13 protein-coding genes are annotated in these 12,678 nt (G+C 74.9%); 8 read left to right on the forward strand and 5 right to left on the reverse strand.

The genetic code is table 11. From position 1 onward, the window contains the following. Positions 1 to 82 precede the first annotated feature (82 nt). The gene (locus ABWI04_RS30720; protein ID WP_345176100.1) at positions 83 to 1,279 is read left to right on the forward strand and encodes a PucR-like N-terminal domain-containing protein; all 1,197 of its coding nucleotides are present in this window, start codon (positions 83 to 85) and stop codon (positions 1,277 to 1,279) included. 7 nt (positions 1,280 to 1,286) lie between these two features. Here the strand turns inward: ABWI04_RS30720 and ligA are convergent, their stop codons facing one another. Genes ligA through ABWI04_RS30735 form a run of 3 tightly spaced genes read right to left on the reverse strand, consistent with a single transcriptional unit; the run spans position 1,287 to position 5,245 of the window. Continuing rightward, entirely contained in the window at positions 1,287 to 3,356 is a 2,070-nt protein-coding gene (ligA, locus tag ABWI04_RS30725; RefSeq protein ID WP_353834622.1) for an NAD-dependent DNA ligase LigA, read from the reverse strand. 39 nt (positions 3,357 to 3,395) lie between these two features. After that, entirely contained in the window at positions 3,396 to 4,295 is a 900-nt protein-coding gene (locus ABWI04_RS30730) for an alpha/beta hydrolase (protein ID WP_353834623.1), read from the reverse strand. Between the two features lie 11 nt (positions 4,296 to 4,306). Then, positions 4,307 to 5,245 (reverse strand): DMT family transporter, encoded by a 939-nt coding sequence (locus ABWI04_RS30735; protein ID WP_353834624.1) that lies wholly within the window; start codon positions 5,243 to 5,245, stop codon positions 4,307 to 4,309. A gap of 136 nt (positions 5,246 to 5,381) precedes the next feature. Between ABWI04_RS30735 and pfkB the strand changes: the two genes are divergently transcribed. From pfkB to ABWI04_RS30770, 7 genes are all read left to right on the forward strand, one after another. Further along, positions 5,382 to 6,320 carry a 1-phosphofructokinase gene (gene pfkB, locus ABWI04_RS30740; RefSeq protein WP_345176111.1) on the forward strand — a complete coding sequence of 313 codons (939 nt, stop codon included), beginning with the start codon at positions 5,382 to 5,384 and terminating at the stop codon, positions 6,318 to 6,320. 45 nt (positions 6,321 to 6,365) lie between these two features. Next, positions 6,366 to 7,574: a mannitol-specific PTS transporter subunit IIC gene (gene mtlA, locus ABWI04_RS30745; RefSeq protein ID WP_353834625.1), complete on the forward strand. Its 1,209-nt coding sequence runs from the start codon at positions 6,366 to 6,368 to the stop codon at positions 7,572 to 7,574. 17 nt (positions 7,575 to 7,591) lie between these two features. After that, positions 7,592 to 7,891, forward strand: coding sequence for a PTS lactose transporter subunit IIB (locus tag ABWI04_RS30750; protein WP_353834626.1), 300 nt, complete (start codon positions 7,592 to 7,594; stop codon positions 7,889 to 7,891). Beyond that, positions 7,875 to 8,363 carry a PTS mannitol transporter subunit IIA gene (locus ABWI04_RS30755; RefSeq protein ID WP_353834627.1) on the forward strand — a complete coding sequence of 163 codons (489 nt, stop codon included), beginning with the start codon at positions 7,875 to 7,877 and terminating at the stop codon, positions 8,361 to 8,363. The genes ABWI04_RS30750 and ABWI04_RS30755 overlap by 17 nt, the downstream gene beginning before the upstream one ends. Further along, entirely contained in the window at positions 8,360 to 9,400 is a 1,041-nt protein-coding gene (locus ABWI04_RS30760; RefSeq protein ID WP_353834628.1) for a zinc-dependent dehydrogenase, read from the forward strand. Before ABWI04_RS30755 ends, ABWI04_RS30760 begins: the two co-directional genes overlap by 4 nt. A 9-nt stretch (positions 9,401 to 9,409) precedes the next feature. After that, on the forward strand, positions 9,410 to 9,688 hold the full coding sequence (locus tag ABWI04_RS30765; RefSeq protein ID WP_345176127.1) for an HPr family phosphocarrier protein: 279 nt from the start codon (positions 9,410 to 9,412) through the stop codon (positions 9,686 to 9,688). 113 nt (positions 9,689 to 9,801) lie between these two features. Beyond that, positions 9,802 to 10,563: a DeoR/GlpR family DNA-binding transcription regulator gene (locus ABWI04_RS30770; protein ID WP_345176129.1), complete on the forward strand. Its 762-nt coding sequence runs from the start codon at positions 9,802 to 9,804 to the stop codon at positions 10,561 to 10,563. A 39-nt stretch (positions 10,564 to 10,602) separates the two neighbouring features. Here the strand turns inward: ABWI04_RS30770 and ABWI04_RS30775 are convergent, their stop codons facing one another. Together ABWI04_RS30775 and ABWI04_RS30780 are read right to left on the reverse strand one after the other, a co-directional pair. Further along, positions 10,603 to 11,916, reverse strand: coding sequence for an ABC transporter substrate-binding protein (locus ABWI04_RS30775; protein ID WP_353834629.1), 1,314 nt, complete (start codon positions 11,914 to 11,916; stop codon positions 10,603 to 10,605). Next, positions 11,834 to 12,678, reverse strand: an 845-nt coding sequence (locus ABWI04_RS30780; RefSeq protein WP_353834630.1) for a branched-chain amino acid ABC transporter permease, incomplete at its 5' end; no start/stop codon positions are given. The genes ABWI04_RS30775 and ABWI04_RS30780, both read right to left, overlap by 83 nt.

Below are 12,678 nucleotides of genomic sequence, written 5' to 3' on the forward strand. Positions count from 1 at the left end.
GTCCCCTCCGGCGGGTGATGACAGCGTTCGCTTTCTTGCCTAGGGTGATTCGCCCGAGCCCACCCCGCCGATCGGACAACGGATGACCGAAGGGCCGATGCCCGCCGAGCTGCCCGACGTGCTGCGGCAGCATCTCCAGGCCGCCGTGGACGAGATGGAGCGGGAGATCCGCGACCAGGTCCCCGAGTACGCGGGCGCCGACGGCGGCGAGTACGCCCGGAAGGTGGAGCGGACGGTCAGCGACACCGTCGCGTTCTTCGTGGACTCCGTCGACCATCCCACCGCGGACGCACGCAAGATCACCGAGCTGTACATGCGGCTCGGCGAGGAGGAGGCGCGGCAGGGCAGGAGCCTGGCCGCGCTGCAGAACGCGATGCGGGTGAGCAGCCAGGTCGCCTGCCGCCGGTTCATCAAGGACGCCTACCGGCTCGGCTGGTCGCGCGAGACGCTCGGCCGGCTCACGGACTCGCTGTTCATGCTGCTGGCGCGGGCCGCGGACGCCGCCGCGCAGGGCTACGCCCGCGCGCAGGGCCAGCTGGCGACCGAGCGGGAGCGCCGCCGCGACCGGCTCCGCGACCTGCTGGTCGCCGAGCCCCCGCCCGGGCACGAGACGATCGCCGAGCTGGCGGTCGCGGCCCGCTGGGAGCTGCCGAAGAGCATCGCGCTCGTGGCGCTGCCGGCGGGCGCGCCCGCCGGCGCCCGGATCCTGCCGCCCGCGGTGCTGGCCGACTGGGAGGCGCCCGTCCCGTTCCTCGTGGTGCCCGACCCGGAGGGCCCCGGCCAGGACCGGCTGTGGCCGGCGCTGCGCAGGCTCGGCACCTCGGCGCTCGGCCCGACCGTCCCGATCGGGCAGGGCGCGCTCTCGCTGCGCTGGGCCCGGCACGCCCTGACCCTGGCGGAACGGGGGCTGCTGCCGGACGAGGGCCCCGTCCGGTGCGTCGACCACATCGCGTCCCTGGCCACGCTCGCGGCGGACGAACTGGTCGGCGCGACCGCCGAAGCCGCCCTCGGGCCGCTGCTGGAGCTGCCTCCGCCGCGCCGGCAGCCGCTCGCCGAGACCCTGCTGACCTACCTGCAGTGCGGCGACAACGCGGTGACCGCCGCGGAGCGGCTGCACATCCACGAGCAGACCGTCCGGTACCGGCTGCGGCGCATCACCGAGCTGACCGGCGGCCGCTTCACCGAGCCGGACGGACGGCTCGACCTCATGCTGATGCTGAGCTGGCTGGTGCGGACGGGCCGCGCCGACCGGACGGGCCGGGCCGAGCCGACGGCGTAGCCGCGGCTCACAGGAACGCGGCGACGCGGGCGGCGAGCTCCTCCGGCGTGACGATCTCGATGCCGAGCCGCTCGGCCTTGGCCCTCTTCGACCCCGCCTTCTCCCCCGCGACCACCAGGGACGTGCGGGCCGACACCGACGAGGACGCCGTGCCTCCGGCGCGCTCGACCAGCTCGTTCACCTGCTCGCGCGACAGGCCGCCGAGCGGCCCGGACATCGCGCCGGTGACGACGACCGACATCCCGGCGAGGGGCAGGTCCGGAGCGCCCGCCCCGGCCTCCCGCCCGGCCGGGCCCGCGGCGCCCGGCTCGGTCATGGTGACCCCGGCGGCGGCGAGCTTGTCGATCAGCGGGGCCAGCTCGGCGATCTCGGCCACCAGGACCGCGGCGCGCTCCGGCCCGACGCCCTCGACCTCCTGGAGGGCCTCGGCGTCCGCGGCGCGGATCGCGTCCATCGTGCCGAAGTGGCGGGCGATGCGGCGCGACATCGACCGGCCGGTGCCGCGCACGCCGAGCGCGCAGAAGACCTTGCTCAGCGGCTTGGCCTTCGCGCCCTCGATCGCGGCGAGTAGGGCCGTGGTGCTGGTCTCGCCCATCCGCTCCAGGGCGATGACCTGGTCGTAGGTGAGGGTGAACAGGTCGGCGAAGTCGGTGATCAGCCCCTCGCGGATGAGCTGGTCGATGCGGCCCTCGCCGAGGCCCTCGATGTCGAACTGGTCGCGGGCCACCGCGTAGCGGACCGACACGACGGCGTGGCAGGCGCGGCCCCGCACGCACCGCCAGCGCTGCTGGGAGGCATCGATCCCGTCGCCGCAGCGCGGGCAGGCCGCGGGGATCTCGACGGGCCGCTCCCGCCCGGTGCGCAGGTGGACGACGGGGGCCTCCACGCGCGGGATGACGTCGCCCGCCTTGTAGACGGTGACGTGATCGCCGATCATCAGTCCGCGCCGCTCGATGTCGGCGGCGTTGTGCAGGGTCGCGTAGGTGACGGTGGAGCCGTCCACCTCGACGGGCTCCAGGACGGCGCGGGGCGCGATGACCCCGGTGCGGCCGACGTTCCACTCCACGTCCAGCAGCCGGGTGATCTTCTCGACCGCGGGCAGCTTGTAGGCGATCGCCCAGCGCGGGGCGCGCGAGGACAGGCCGGCGTCGGCCTGGTCGGCCGCCGCGTCCGCCTTGACCACGATGCCGTCGATGCCGAAGTCGAGCTCGGCGCGCAGCGCGGCGATCTCCTCGATCCGCTCCAGCACCCGCTCGATCGACGTCGCGGTGATCCCCGGGGCGGACGTCGCGGCCGTGGTGTTCGCGCCGAGGCCGGCGACCAGCTCCATGACCCGGCTGTGCGGCAGGTCGCGCAGGCGCGCGGCCGTCTCGCCGTCGGTGCCGTCCGCCGGCAGCGCGCCGTAGGCGAAGAAGGTCATCTCCACCTCGTAGGGGTGGTCCCTGGTGCGCAGGGTTCCGGCGGCGGCGCTGCGCGGGTTGGCGAACGTCGTTCCCACGGTGGCGGTGCGGGCGGCGTTGGCGGCCTCGAACTGGGCCCGCGTCATCAGCACCTCGCCGCGCAGCTCGACGGTGAGCGGCCGCGCGAGGTGCCCCGGCAGGCCGAGGATCATACCGGTGCAGTGGGAGACGTCGTCGCCCGCGGCGCCGTCGCCCCGCGTCACCAGCCGGACGAGCCGCCCGTCGCGGTACCGGGCGGAGATCGCCATGCCGTCCAGCTTCGGCTCGACGCTCCACGCCGCGACCTCGCGGCCGAGCCGGCGGGCCAGGCGCGCCGCCCACGTCCGCAGGCCCTCTTCGGAGAACACGTTGTCCAGGCTCAGCATCGGGACGGTGTGCGGGACGTCGCCGACCACCGCTCCCCCGGCGACCTTGCCCGTCGGGGACTCGGGCAGCACCTCGTCCGGATGCTCGGCCTCGTAGGCGGCGATGCCGCGCACCAGCCGGTCGAAGGCGTCGTCGTCGAGCGGCGAGTCGCCCTCGCCGTAGTAGGCGGCGGAGGCGGCGACGGCGGTCTGGACGGCGGCGGCGTAGGCCGCCCGGTCACCGATCTCGGTGCGGGCCGGGGTGTCGCTCATGACGCCATCATGCCCGGTCCCCCCGAGATCTCCAGGCGGTCAGCGGGGGCTCAGACGGTGCCCGAGAAACGCCAGTTCGCGGCGGAGCTGCCGACGCCAGAAGGCCGCGTCGTGGCATCCGCCCTCCAGCCCGCCCTCGGGGCGGACCCGGTCGCGGAAATCGCGCACCCGGTCGGCGAACGGGTCGCTGGTCCCGCAGTCGACGCGCAGCGGGACGCCCTTCAGCTCTTCGAGCGCGGCGAAGACGTCGTGGCGCTGGTAGTCCGCCGCGCCGTCGAACGAGCGGCGGTTCGTGGCGACCGCGTCCTCGTAGGAGGCGAACAGGGCCGGGGACGAGGCGACCACGGCGGCCGTGCGGGCGCGACCGAGGCGGCGGGCCAGCACGAGGGCTCCGTAGCCGCCCATCGACCAGCCGATGGCGCCCACGCGGTCGGTGCGGGCGCCGCGGTCCCGCAGCCGCGGCAGCAGCTCGTCCACGATCATGCCGAGGGGGTCGTCGCCGGAGGCGCGCGGATGCCAGTAGGTGTCCCGGCCGCCGTCCACGCTCACGAGGGTGAACGGGAGGACGCCGCCGTTGGCGACCGCGTCGGGCAGGTAGTGGTCCAGGGCCAGGTTCCGCACGAGGGAGGAGCCGTCCTCGCCGGTGCCGTGCAGGGCGACGACCACCGGCAGGCCGCGCGGCGACCGGTTCGCGGCGGGCGGGACGACGGTCGCGGTGACGGTCGTGCGGCGGTGCGCGGAACGCCAGGTCATCGTCTCGGCCCGGACGGACGCGGGGGGCGGCGCCGGCACGTCCCCGCACCTGCCGAGCGCGCGGTCCAGCCGGACCTTGCCGGGCAGGGCCCCGCTCTCCACCAGCGCGTAGCCGGCGCCGCCCGTGGCCGCGGCGGCGCCGAGGCCGCCGAGCCCGCCGAGGACGAGGGCGCGTCGGGTAATCAAAGAGGGTCCTTTCAGGAGGCTCCGGGCACCGTATCGCCCTCGCGGGACGCGTGGGCCGACCGCGACAGCAGCGCGACTCCCCCGGTGAGCAGGAGCACGCTGAACGACAGGGCCGTGAGCGCCGCGGCCGTCCGGGGCGGCAGCGTCTGGAAGGCGAAGGCGGCCACGAGGTAGGACGCGATGGGGTTCGTCATCGTCATCGCGGTCATGGCGGCGGGCAGCGATCCGGCCGCGAACGCCCGCTGCTCGATGACCAGGCCGAGCAGCGTGCTGCCGGCCAGCGCGTAGCCGGGCCAGTCCACCGCGGTGGCCGCGACCCCGCGGTCGACCAGGTCGGCGGTGGTGAGTTTGATCAGCACGGCGGTCGCCGCGAAGCACAGGCCGGCGCAGACGCCGAGCAGCGCGGCCCGCACCGGCCCCCTTCGCAGCCATGCCGCCCGCGACAGGACGAGGATGACCGGCGCGGCGACGAGCCCGGCGAGCAGGATCCGCGGCCGGGACGGCTCGCCCTGGGGCGGGATCGCGCCCGGGACCGTGAACAGGACGGCGAGGCCCGCGGTGACGGCGATGCCTCCGAACAGGTCGAGCCGCGCGGGCCGGCGTCCCGTACCGATCGTGCCGAGCACGATCGTGAAGACCAGCTGGGTGACCAGCAGCGGCTGGACGACGGCCGTCGAGCCGAAGTGCAGGGCGACGGCCTGCGCGCAGAACCCGCCGAGGTTGACCCCCCACCCGGTGAGCCACACGGGGTCGCGGACCAGCCGGCGGATCAGCCCGTGGGCGGCGGACGCGTCCGAGACGCCGTGCACGGCACGCCGCGCGGCCCGGTACTGCAGGGCCGCCGCCGCGGCGAACAGGAACGCCGCGAGCAGGCTGAAGCAGACCGACCAGGCCATCAGCCCGTCCCGCTCCGGCTCACAGTGCTCCTCCCGACTCGCGCATCCCGCCACAGATCATCCTTCCCGCCGCCGGACGGGACGACCACGGGGGCCCGTCCGCTCTTGACCTGGACGGAAAACGGATCTAAAACAAGAGAAACAAACTCAAACAGAAGGGAAGCCACATGGAGCCGGGAGCGGTCGGCGCATGATCGTGACGGTGACGCTCAACCCGAGCCTCGACCGCACGATCGAGGTGGACGTGCTGACCCGCGGCGCGGTCATCAGGGCCAGGTCCGCGCGGCTGGACCCGGGCGGCAAGGGCGTCAACGTGTCCCGGGCGCTGCTGGCCAACGACGTCGCGTCCGCCGCCGTGGTCGCGGTGGGCGGCGCCGACGGCGACCAGCTGCGCCGGCTGCTGGAGACCGAGGGCCTGCGCGTGCACGCCGTCCGCGCCCGCGGGCGGACCCGGTCCAACGTCACGATCGTCGAGCCCGGCGGCGTCGTCACCAAGCTGAACGAGCCCGGCGGCCCGCTGTCGCCCGGGGAGCTGGACGAGGTCGGCGCCGCGGTGGCCGCCGCGGCCGGCTCCGCCCGCTGGGTGGTCGGCTGCGGCAGCCTGCCGCCCGGCGTCCCTGACGGCACCTACGCGCGGATGTGCCGCCGGTTCTCGGCGGGCGGCGTCCGCGTCGCGGTCGACACCAGCGGCCCGGCGCTGCGCGCCGCCGTCGCCGCCGCGCCCGACCTCGTCAAACCGAACCGGGAGGAGCTCGCGGAGGCCGCGGGCGGCCCGGTCGACACCGTGGCCGACGCGGTCGAGGCGGCCGGGCGGCTGCGGGCGTGGGGGGCCCGCGCCGTCCTGGTCAGCCTGGGCGCGCAGGGCGCGGTGCTCGTCGACGACGACGGCGTCCTCACCGGCGAGGCGCCCGTCGCCCACCCGCGCAGCACCGTCGGGGCCGGCGACGCCCTGCTCGCCGGGTTCCTCGCCGCGGGCGCCCGCGGGCCCCGCGCGCTCGCCGAGGGCCTCGCCTGGGGCGCGGCGGCCGTGCGGCTGCCCGCCAGCCGGATGCCCGGCTCCGCCGACGTGCGGCGCGACATCGTCCGCATCCACCCGCACCCCGACCTCGCCCGCCCCCTCCTCGCCTGACCCCGCGAAACACCCACCCCCACCCCCGAACGACAGGAGGCCGAGATGGCCACCGCCTACACCCCGGAGCCCGCCGGGCGCGGGATCCGCGCGAACGTCCAGCGGCTCGGCGGCCGGATGGCCGCGATGGTGATGCCGAACATCGGCGCGTTCATCGCCTGGGGCCTGATCACCGCCCTGTTCATCCCGACCGGCTGGCTGCCGAACAAGGAGCTCGGCGAGCTGGTCGACCCGATGATCAAGTTTCTGCTGCCGCTGCTGATCGGCTACACCGGCGGCCGGATGGTGCACGGCCAGCGCGGCGCCGTCGTCGGCGCGGTCGCCACCGTGGGCATCGTCGTCGGCGCCGAGGTGCCGATGTTCCTCGGCGCGATGATCACCGGCCCGCTCGCCGCGTACCTGCTGCGGCTGTTCGACGGCCTCGTGCGGGACCGCGTCCGGACCGGGTTCGAGATGCTGGTCGACAACTTCTCCGCCGGGATCGTCGGCGCCGCGATGGCCGTCGCGGGCAACCGGCTCATCGGCCCGGTCATGAACACCTTCACCGAATGGGCCGGGGACGGCGTGGGGTGGCTGGTCGACCACGACCTGCTGCCGCTCACGTCCCTGCTCATCGAACCGGCGAAGGTGCTGTTCCTCAACAACGCCGTCAACCACGGGGTGCTCGGTCCGCTCGGCGTCCAGCAGGCCGCCGAGCACGGCAGGTCCGTGCTGTTCATGCTGGAGTCCAATCCGGGGCCGGGCCTCGGCGTCCTGCTCGCCTACTGGTTCTTCGGGCCGCGGCGGCTGCGCCCGAGCGTCCCGGCGGCCGCCGTCATCCACTTCTTCGGCGGCATCCACGAGATCTACTTCCCCTACGTCCTGATGAAGCCGCGGATGATCCTCGCCGCGATGGCGGGCGGCGTGACCGGAGTGGCGATCTTCGTGGCCACGGGCGCCGGGCTCGTGGCGACCCCCTCGCCCGGCAGCATCTTCGCCTACCTGGCGCAGACGCCCCGCGGCGCCGGCAACTGGATCGGCGTCTACTCCGGCCTGATCGCCTCCGCGGCCGTCTCCTTCGGCGTCGGCGCCGCGCTGCTCGGCTTCGGCAGGCTGGCCGAGTCCGACCCCGAGGGCGGGGACGCGGCCGGGGAGGCGGACGGCGCCACCGAAGCGGGCGCCGCCGAGGAGACCACCACCGAGCCGAGCACCGCCGGGCAGGCGCTCCCGAAGGAGCCCGCCGACGGCGCCGCGCGGGAAACGACCGCCCACTGACGGAAGGCGCACCAACGATGAACGGCAAGGACATCCGCAAACTCGTCATCGCCTGCGACGCGGGCATGGGCAGCAGCGTCATGCTCGCCGGGCAGCTCCGCAAAACGCTGCGCAAGCAGGACGTCGCGGTCGAGCACACGCCCGTCGACGCGATCCCCGGCGACGCCGACGTGGTCGTCTGCCACACCGGGCTCGCGGCCCGCGCCCGGCGCGGCGCCGGCGGCGCACCGGTGATCCCGTTCGAGGTCTACCTCGGCGATCCGGCCGTCGACCGGCTGGTCAAGGCGATCAAGGACGGCGGTGAGGTCGGTGCCTGACGGCGCCGCCGGCCTGCTGGCCCCGGACGCGATCCGGCTGGACGCGCGGGCCCGCGACCGCGACGACGCCGTCCGGGTCTGCGGGCGGGTGCTCGTGGACGCGGGCGCCGTCGAGCCCGGCTACATCGACGCGATGCTGGAGCGGGAACGCTCCATCTCCACCTACCTCGGCGAGGGCGTGGCGATCCCGCACGGCACGTCCGGGGGCCGCGGCCTCATCCGCCGCGACGCCCTCGCCGTCGTCCGCTTCCCCGACGGGACGGACTGGAACGGCGAGACCGTCACCGTCTGCGTCGCGATCGCGGCGCGCGGCGACGGCCACATGGAGATCCTCGCCGAGCTGGCCCAGGTCCTCATGGACCCGGGCCGGGCCCGCGCGCTGCGCGAGGCCACCGCCGCCGAGCAGGTCCTCGCCCTGCTCGCCCCGCCGGCCGAGGACGAGCAACCGACACGACAGGAACACACCGCATGAAGGTCGCCCGCTTCTACGCCCCCGCCGACATCCGCCTGGAGGACGCCCCCGAACCCGAGCCCGGCCCGGGCGAGCTGAAGATCCGCGTCCGCGGCTGCTCGACCTGCGGCACCGACGTCAAGATCTCCCGGTTCGGGCACCACCACATCGTCCCGCCGCGGGTGATGGGCCACGAGATCGCCGGCGAGGTCGTGGAGGCCGGGGCCGGCGCCGGGGACTGGGCCCCGGGCGACCGCGTGCAGGTGATCGCGGCGATCCCGTGCGGGCGGTGCGCCGAGTGCCGCCGCGGCCGGATGACGGTCTGCGCCGCGCAGGAGTCGATGGGATACCACTACGACGGCGGGTTCGCCGAGTACACGATCGTCCCGGCGAAGGTGCTCGCGGTCGGCGGGGTGAACCGGATCCCCGACGGCGTCTCGTTCGCCGAGGCGTCGGTGGCCGAACCGCTCGCCTGCGTGCTGAACGGCCAGGAGCTCGCCCGGGTCGGCGAGGGCGACGACGTCGTGGTGTTCGGGTCGGGCCCGGTCGGCTGCCTGCACGTGCGGGTCGCGCGGGCCCGCGGCGCCGCCCGCGTGTTCCTCGTGGAGGTCAACGCCGAGCGGCTGCACCGGGCCGCCGCGCTCGTCAAGCCGGACGCCGCGCTCGACGCGGGCGCGGGCGACGTCGTCGAGGAGATCCTCGAACGCACCGGCGGGCGCGGCGCCGACGTGGCGATCACCGCCGCCGCGTCGGCCGCCGCGCAGGGCCTGGCGCAGCGGCTCGTCGCGCCCGGCGGCCGGGTCAGCCTGTTCGGCGGCCTGCCCAAGGACGACCCGGTCGTCCCCGTCGACGCCAACCGCGTCCACTACCGGGAGCTGTCCCTGGTCGGCGCGAACGGGTCGAGCCCCGCGCACAACGCCCGCGCGCTGGAGATGATCGGGTCCGGACGGGTCCCCGTCGAGGACCTCATCACCCACCGGCTCCCGCTGGACGCCCTGCACGACGCCCTCGACCTGGTCACCCGGGGCGCCGCGATCAAAGTCACCATCGAACCCTGAGGAGACGCCATGCCCGAACGGAGCGTCGTCGTCGCCGCGGCGCAGGGGCTGCACGCCCGCCCGGCGCAGTTGTTCGTCCAGGCGGCGGCGCGGCAGCCGGTGCCGGTGTCCATCCGGGTCGGGGACGGCGCGCCCGTCCCCGCGAGCAGCATCCTCGGCGTGCTGTCGCTCGGCGCGCGGCACGGTACGGAGGTGACGCTGTCCGCCGAGGGGGACGGGGCCGGGGGCGCGCTGGAGGAGCTCGCCGGCCTGCTCGCCCGCGACCTGGACGCCGAGCAGCCCGCCTGACCGGTCCCGCGGCCCCGGCGCGGCGGACCGGCGGGATCGGCACGGCTCGGCACGGCGGACTCGGCACAATGGGGACGCACCGCGACGCAGACGGAACGGGTGGGACGACGGTCATGTACGCCGAGGAACGGCAGCAGGCGATCCTTGCGCTGGCGCGCTCGAAGGGCCGGGTGGACGTGGTCGCGCTCGCCGAGGAGTTCTCGGTCACGACCGAGACGATCCGCCGCGACCTGACCGTGCTGGAGCGGGCCGGGACGGTCCGGCGCGTGCACGGCGGCGCGATGCCCGTCGAGCGGCTCGGCTTCGAGCCGGAGCTGGCGGCGCGGGACGCGGTGATGACGGAGGAGAAGCAGCGCATCGCCAAGGCGGCGCTGGAGGAGCTGCCCGCCGACGGGTCGGTCATCGTGGACGCCGGGACGACCACCGCGCGGTTCGTCCAGCTGCTGCCGACCGACCGCGAGCTGACCGTGATCGTGAACTCGCCGCCGCACGCGGCGGTGCTGGCGACCCGCCCGAACCTCACCGTGATCATCCTCGGCGGGCGGGTGCGCGGCCGCACGCTCGCCACGGTGGACGACTGGGTGCTGCGCCCGCTCGCCGACCTGTGGGTGGACGTGGCGTTCATGGCCACCAACGGCTGCTCGGTCGAGCGCGGGCTGACCACCTCCGACCAGGCCGAGGCCGCGGTGAAGCGGGCGATGATCGCCTCGTCCCGGCGGCGGGTGCTGCTCGCCGACCGCACCAAGATCGGGCACGACCACCTCGTGCGGTTCGGCGGCCTCTCCGACATCGACGTGCTGATCACCGACACCGGGCTGGACACCGACCTCGCCGCCGACCTCGCGGCCGCGGGCCCGGAGGTCGTCCGGGCCTGACGCCGCCCCGCGCCGCGACGCGCGGGGCGGCGGGGCCGGTCAGCCCGCGGCGGGGATGCCGTTGGCGGGCGCCTGCGGCTGCGGGGTCGTGTAGGGCTGGATCGGCCCGTCGCCGTCGTCGGTGGTCAGCGGCTGCCCCTGGGGCACGACGTTCTGCCCCTTGACCGTGCCGATGACCGCCCCGGTGTACCCGGCGTGCGAGTCCGCGCCGTAGGCGAACGGGACGACGCCCGGCCCGGTGAAGCGCGACTTCTCCAGCGCCTCCACGACGCCCTTGCGGGTCGGGTTCTTCCCGGCCGCCTGGAGCGCCTGCACGAAGGTGTAGGCGACCGACATCCCGTAGACGATGTTGCCGTTGAACGGCAGCTTCGGGATGTACCGGTCGTGGATCTTCTTGAACAGCGCCGTCCAGCTGTTGGAGGCGTCGCCCGGCGCGGCGAGGTAGCCGTCGGTCACCATGCCCTGGATGAGCGGGCTGCCCTCGACCTCGCTGCCGCCCTTCTTGGCGAAGCTCTCCAGCAGCCCCGTGAGGGTGATCGGGTCGGATCCGACGTTGCTGACGACGAACGTCGGCTTGTAGTTCAGCTTCAGCGCGGCGAGCCGGAACAGCGCCGTGTAGGTGGGGATGCTGAACAGCACGACGACGTCGGCCTTGGACTGCGCGATCGCCTGCGCCTGCGCACCGATGTCGGTGCTGCCCGGCTGGTAGGACTGCCGGGACACTACCTGGTCCTTCGGGATGTACTTGTCGAGGCCCTTCACCCCGTCCTGCCCGAAGTCGTCGTTCTGGAAGAAGTAGGCGACCTTCTTGCCCGCGTAGGCCTTCTTGACGTGGTCGCCGAGGATCTTGCCTTCGCGGATGTAGTCGACCTGCCAGCCGAACGTCTGCGGGTGCTTGTCCGGCTGGTCCCAGCAGCCGCATCCGGACGCGACGAACAGGTCGGGGACGCGCTGGGCGTTCAGGTAGTCGACCACCTTGGAGTGCGTGGGCGTGCCGAGCCCGTTGAAGATCGCGAAGACCCTGTCCTGCAGGACGAGCTTCTGCGTCACGCTCACGGTCTGCGTCGGGTTGTAGGCGTCGTCCACGTACCTGTAGACGATCTTGCGTCCGTGCACGCCGCCGTTCGCGTTCACATAGTCGAAGAACGCCTTGGACGCCGCGGAGTTGGCGCTGTAGCCGGGCGCGGCCGGCCCGGTCAGCGGCTGGTGGCTGCCGATCGTGACGGTGGTGGCGGTCACCCCGGGCGCCGCCGACCCGCCGCCCCCTCCGTCACCGCCGCAGCCGCTCGCCGCGACCGCCAGCGTCGCCGCGGTCGTCAGGGCGAGCGCCCGCATCGTCCGGGGTCGCTTCATCTGCTCCTCCTGGGTGCGTTGTGGTGGGCCCCGATGTGTCGCTCGGCGCCGGACCGCGCGGCCCGGGAGCCCGGCCGCGCGTCCCGCGCACCCGGCGCCGGACGGCGCCGCCGATGCCGCGCAGCCCTCCCTGGACGCCGCGCGGGAAGGCCAGCGTCACCGCGATGAGGACGAGGCCGTACACGGCGAGGGGCAGGTTCGACGCGATGTTGTGCGAGAGGCCGGACGAGGACGACAGGTCCGCCGCCCAGGTCGGCACGTAGACCAGGATCAGCGCGCCCCACACCGCGCCCGGCAGGCTGCCGAGCCCGCCGATGACGATCGCGGCGATGAGCTGGAGGGACAGCGTGAGCGGGAACGCGCCCGGCGCGGCCAGCGTGGCGACCACGGCGAGCAGCCCGCCGGCGAGCCCGGCGCAGGCCGCCGAGACGACGGTGGCGGCGATCCGCAGCCGGGCGACCCGGACGCCGCTCAGCGCGGCGGCGATCTCGTCGTCGCGGCTGGCGCGCAGCGTCCGCCCGAACCGGCCGCGGGTCAGGTTGGCGAGCAGGAACAGGGTGACGACGGCGCCGAGGCAGCAGATCCACGCCTGCCAGCGCTCCAGCGGGAACGTCTCGCCGAGCGCGGCGGGCGGGACCGGCGGGACGATCGTCAGCCCGTTCTGGCCGCCGAGCGCTCCGGTGAGGGGCTCGTAGTTGGCGAGGCCGGGCAGCCCGACGGCGAAGGCGAGGGTGGCGCCGGCCAGGTAGGGGCCGTGCAGCC

It is taken from the genome of Actinomadura sp. NPDC000929 (assembly GCF_040492065.1).
GTDB classification, from domain to species: domain Bacteria; phylum Actinomycetota; class Actinomycetes; order Streptosporangiales; family Streptosporangiaceae; genus Spirillospora; species Spirillospora verrucosospora.

Coding starts and splice junctions, on each gene's coding strand:
- pfkB (WP_345176111.1), top strand. CDS start 5,382: ATGATCGTGACGGTGACGCTCAACCCGAGCCTCGACCGCACGATCGAG.
- ligA (WP_353834622.1), bottom strand. CDS start 3,356: ATGAGCGACACCCCGGCCCGCACCGAGATCGGTGACCGGGCGGCCTAC.
- mtlA (WP_353834625.1), top strand. CDS start 6,366: ATGGCCACCGCCTACACCCCGGAGCCCGCCGGGCGCGGGATCCGCGCG.
- ABWI04_RS30775 (WP_353834629.1), bottom strand. CDS start 11,916: ATGAAGCGACCCCGGACGATGCGGGCGCTCGCCCTGACGACCGCGGCG.
- ABWI04_RS30770 (WP_345176129.1), top strand. CDS start 9,802: ATGTACGCCGAGGAACGGCAGCAGGCGATCCTTGCGCTGGCGCGCTCG.
- ABWI04_RS30750 (WP_353834626.1), top strand. CDS start 7,592: ATGAACGGCAAGGACATCCGCAAACTCGTCATCGCCTGCGACGCGGGC.
- ABWI04_RS30760 (WP_353834628.1), top strand. CDS start 8,360: ATGAAGGTCGCCCGCTTCTACGCCCCCGCCGACATCCGCCTGGAGGAC.
- ABWI04_RS30765 (WP_345176127.1), top strand. CDS start 9,410: ATGCCCGAACGGAGCGTCGTCGTCGCCGCGGCGCAGGGGCTGCACGCC.
- ABWI04_RS30720 (WP_345176100.1), top strand. CDS start 83: ATGACCGAAGGGCCGATGCCCGCCGAGCTGCCCGACGTGCTGCGGCAG.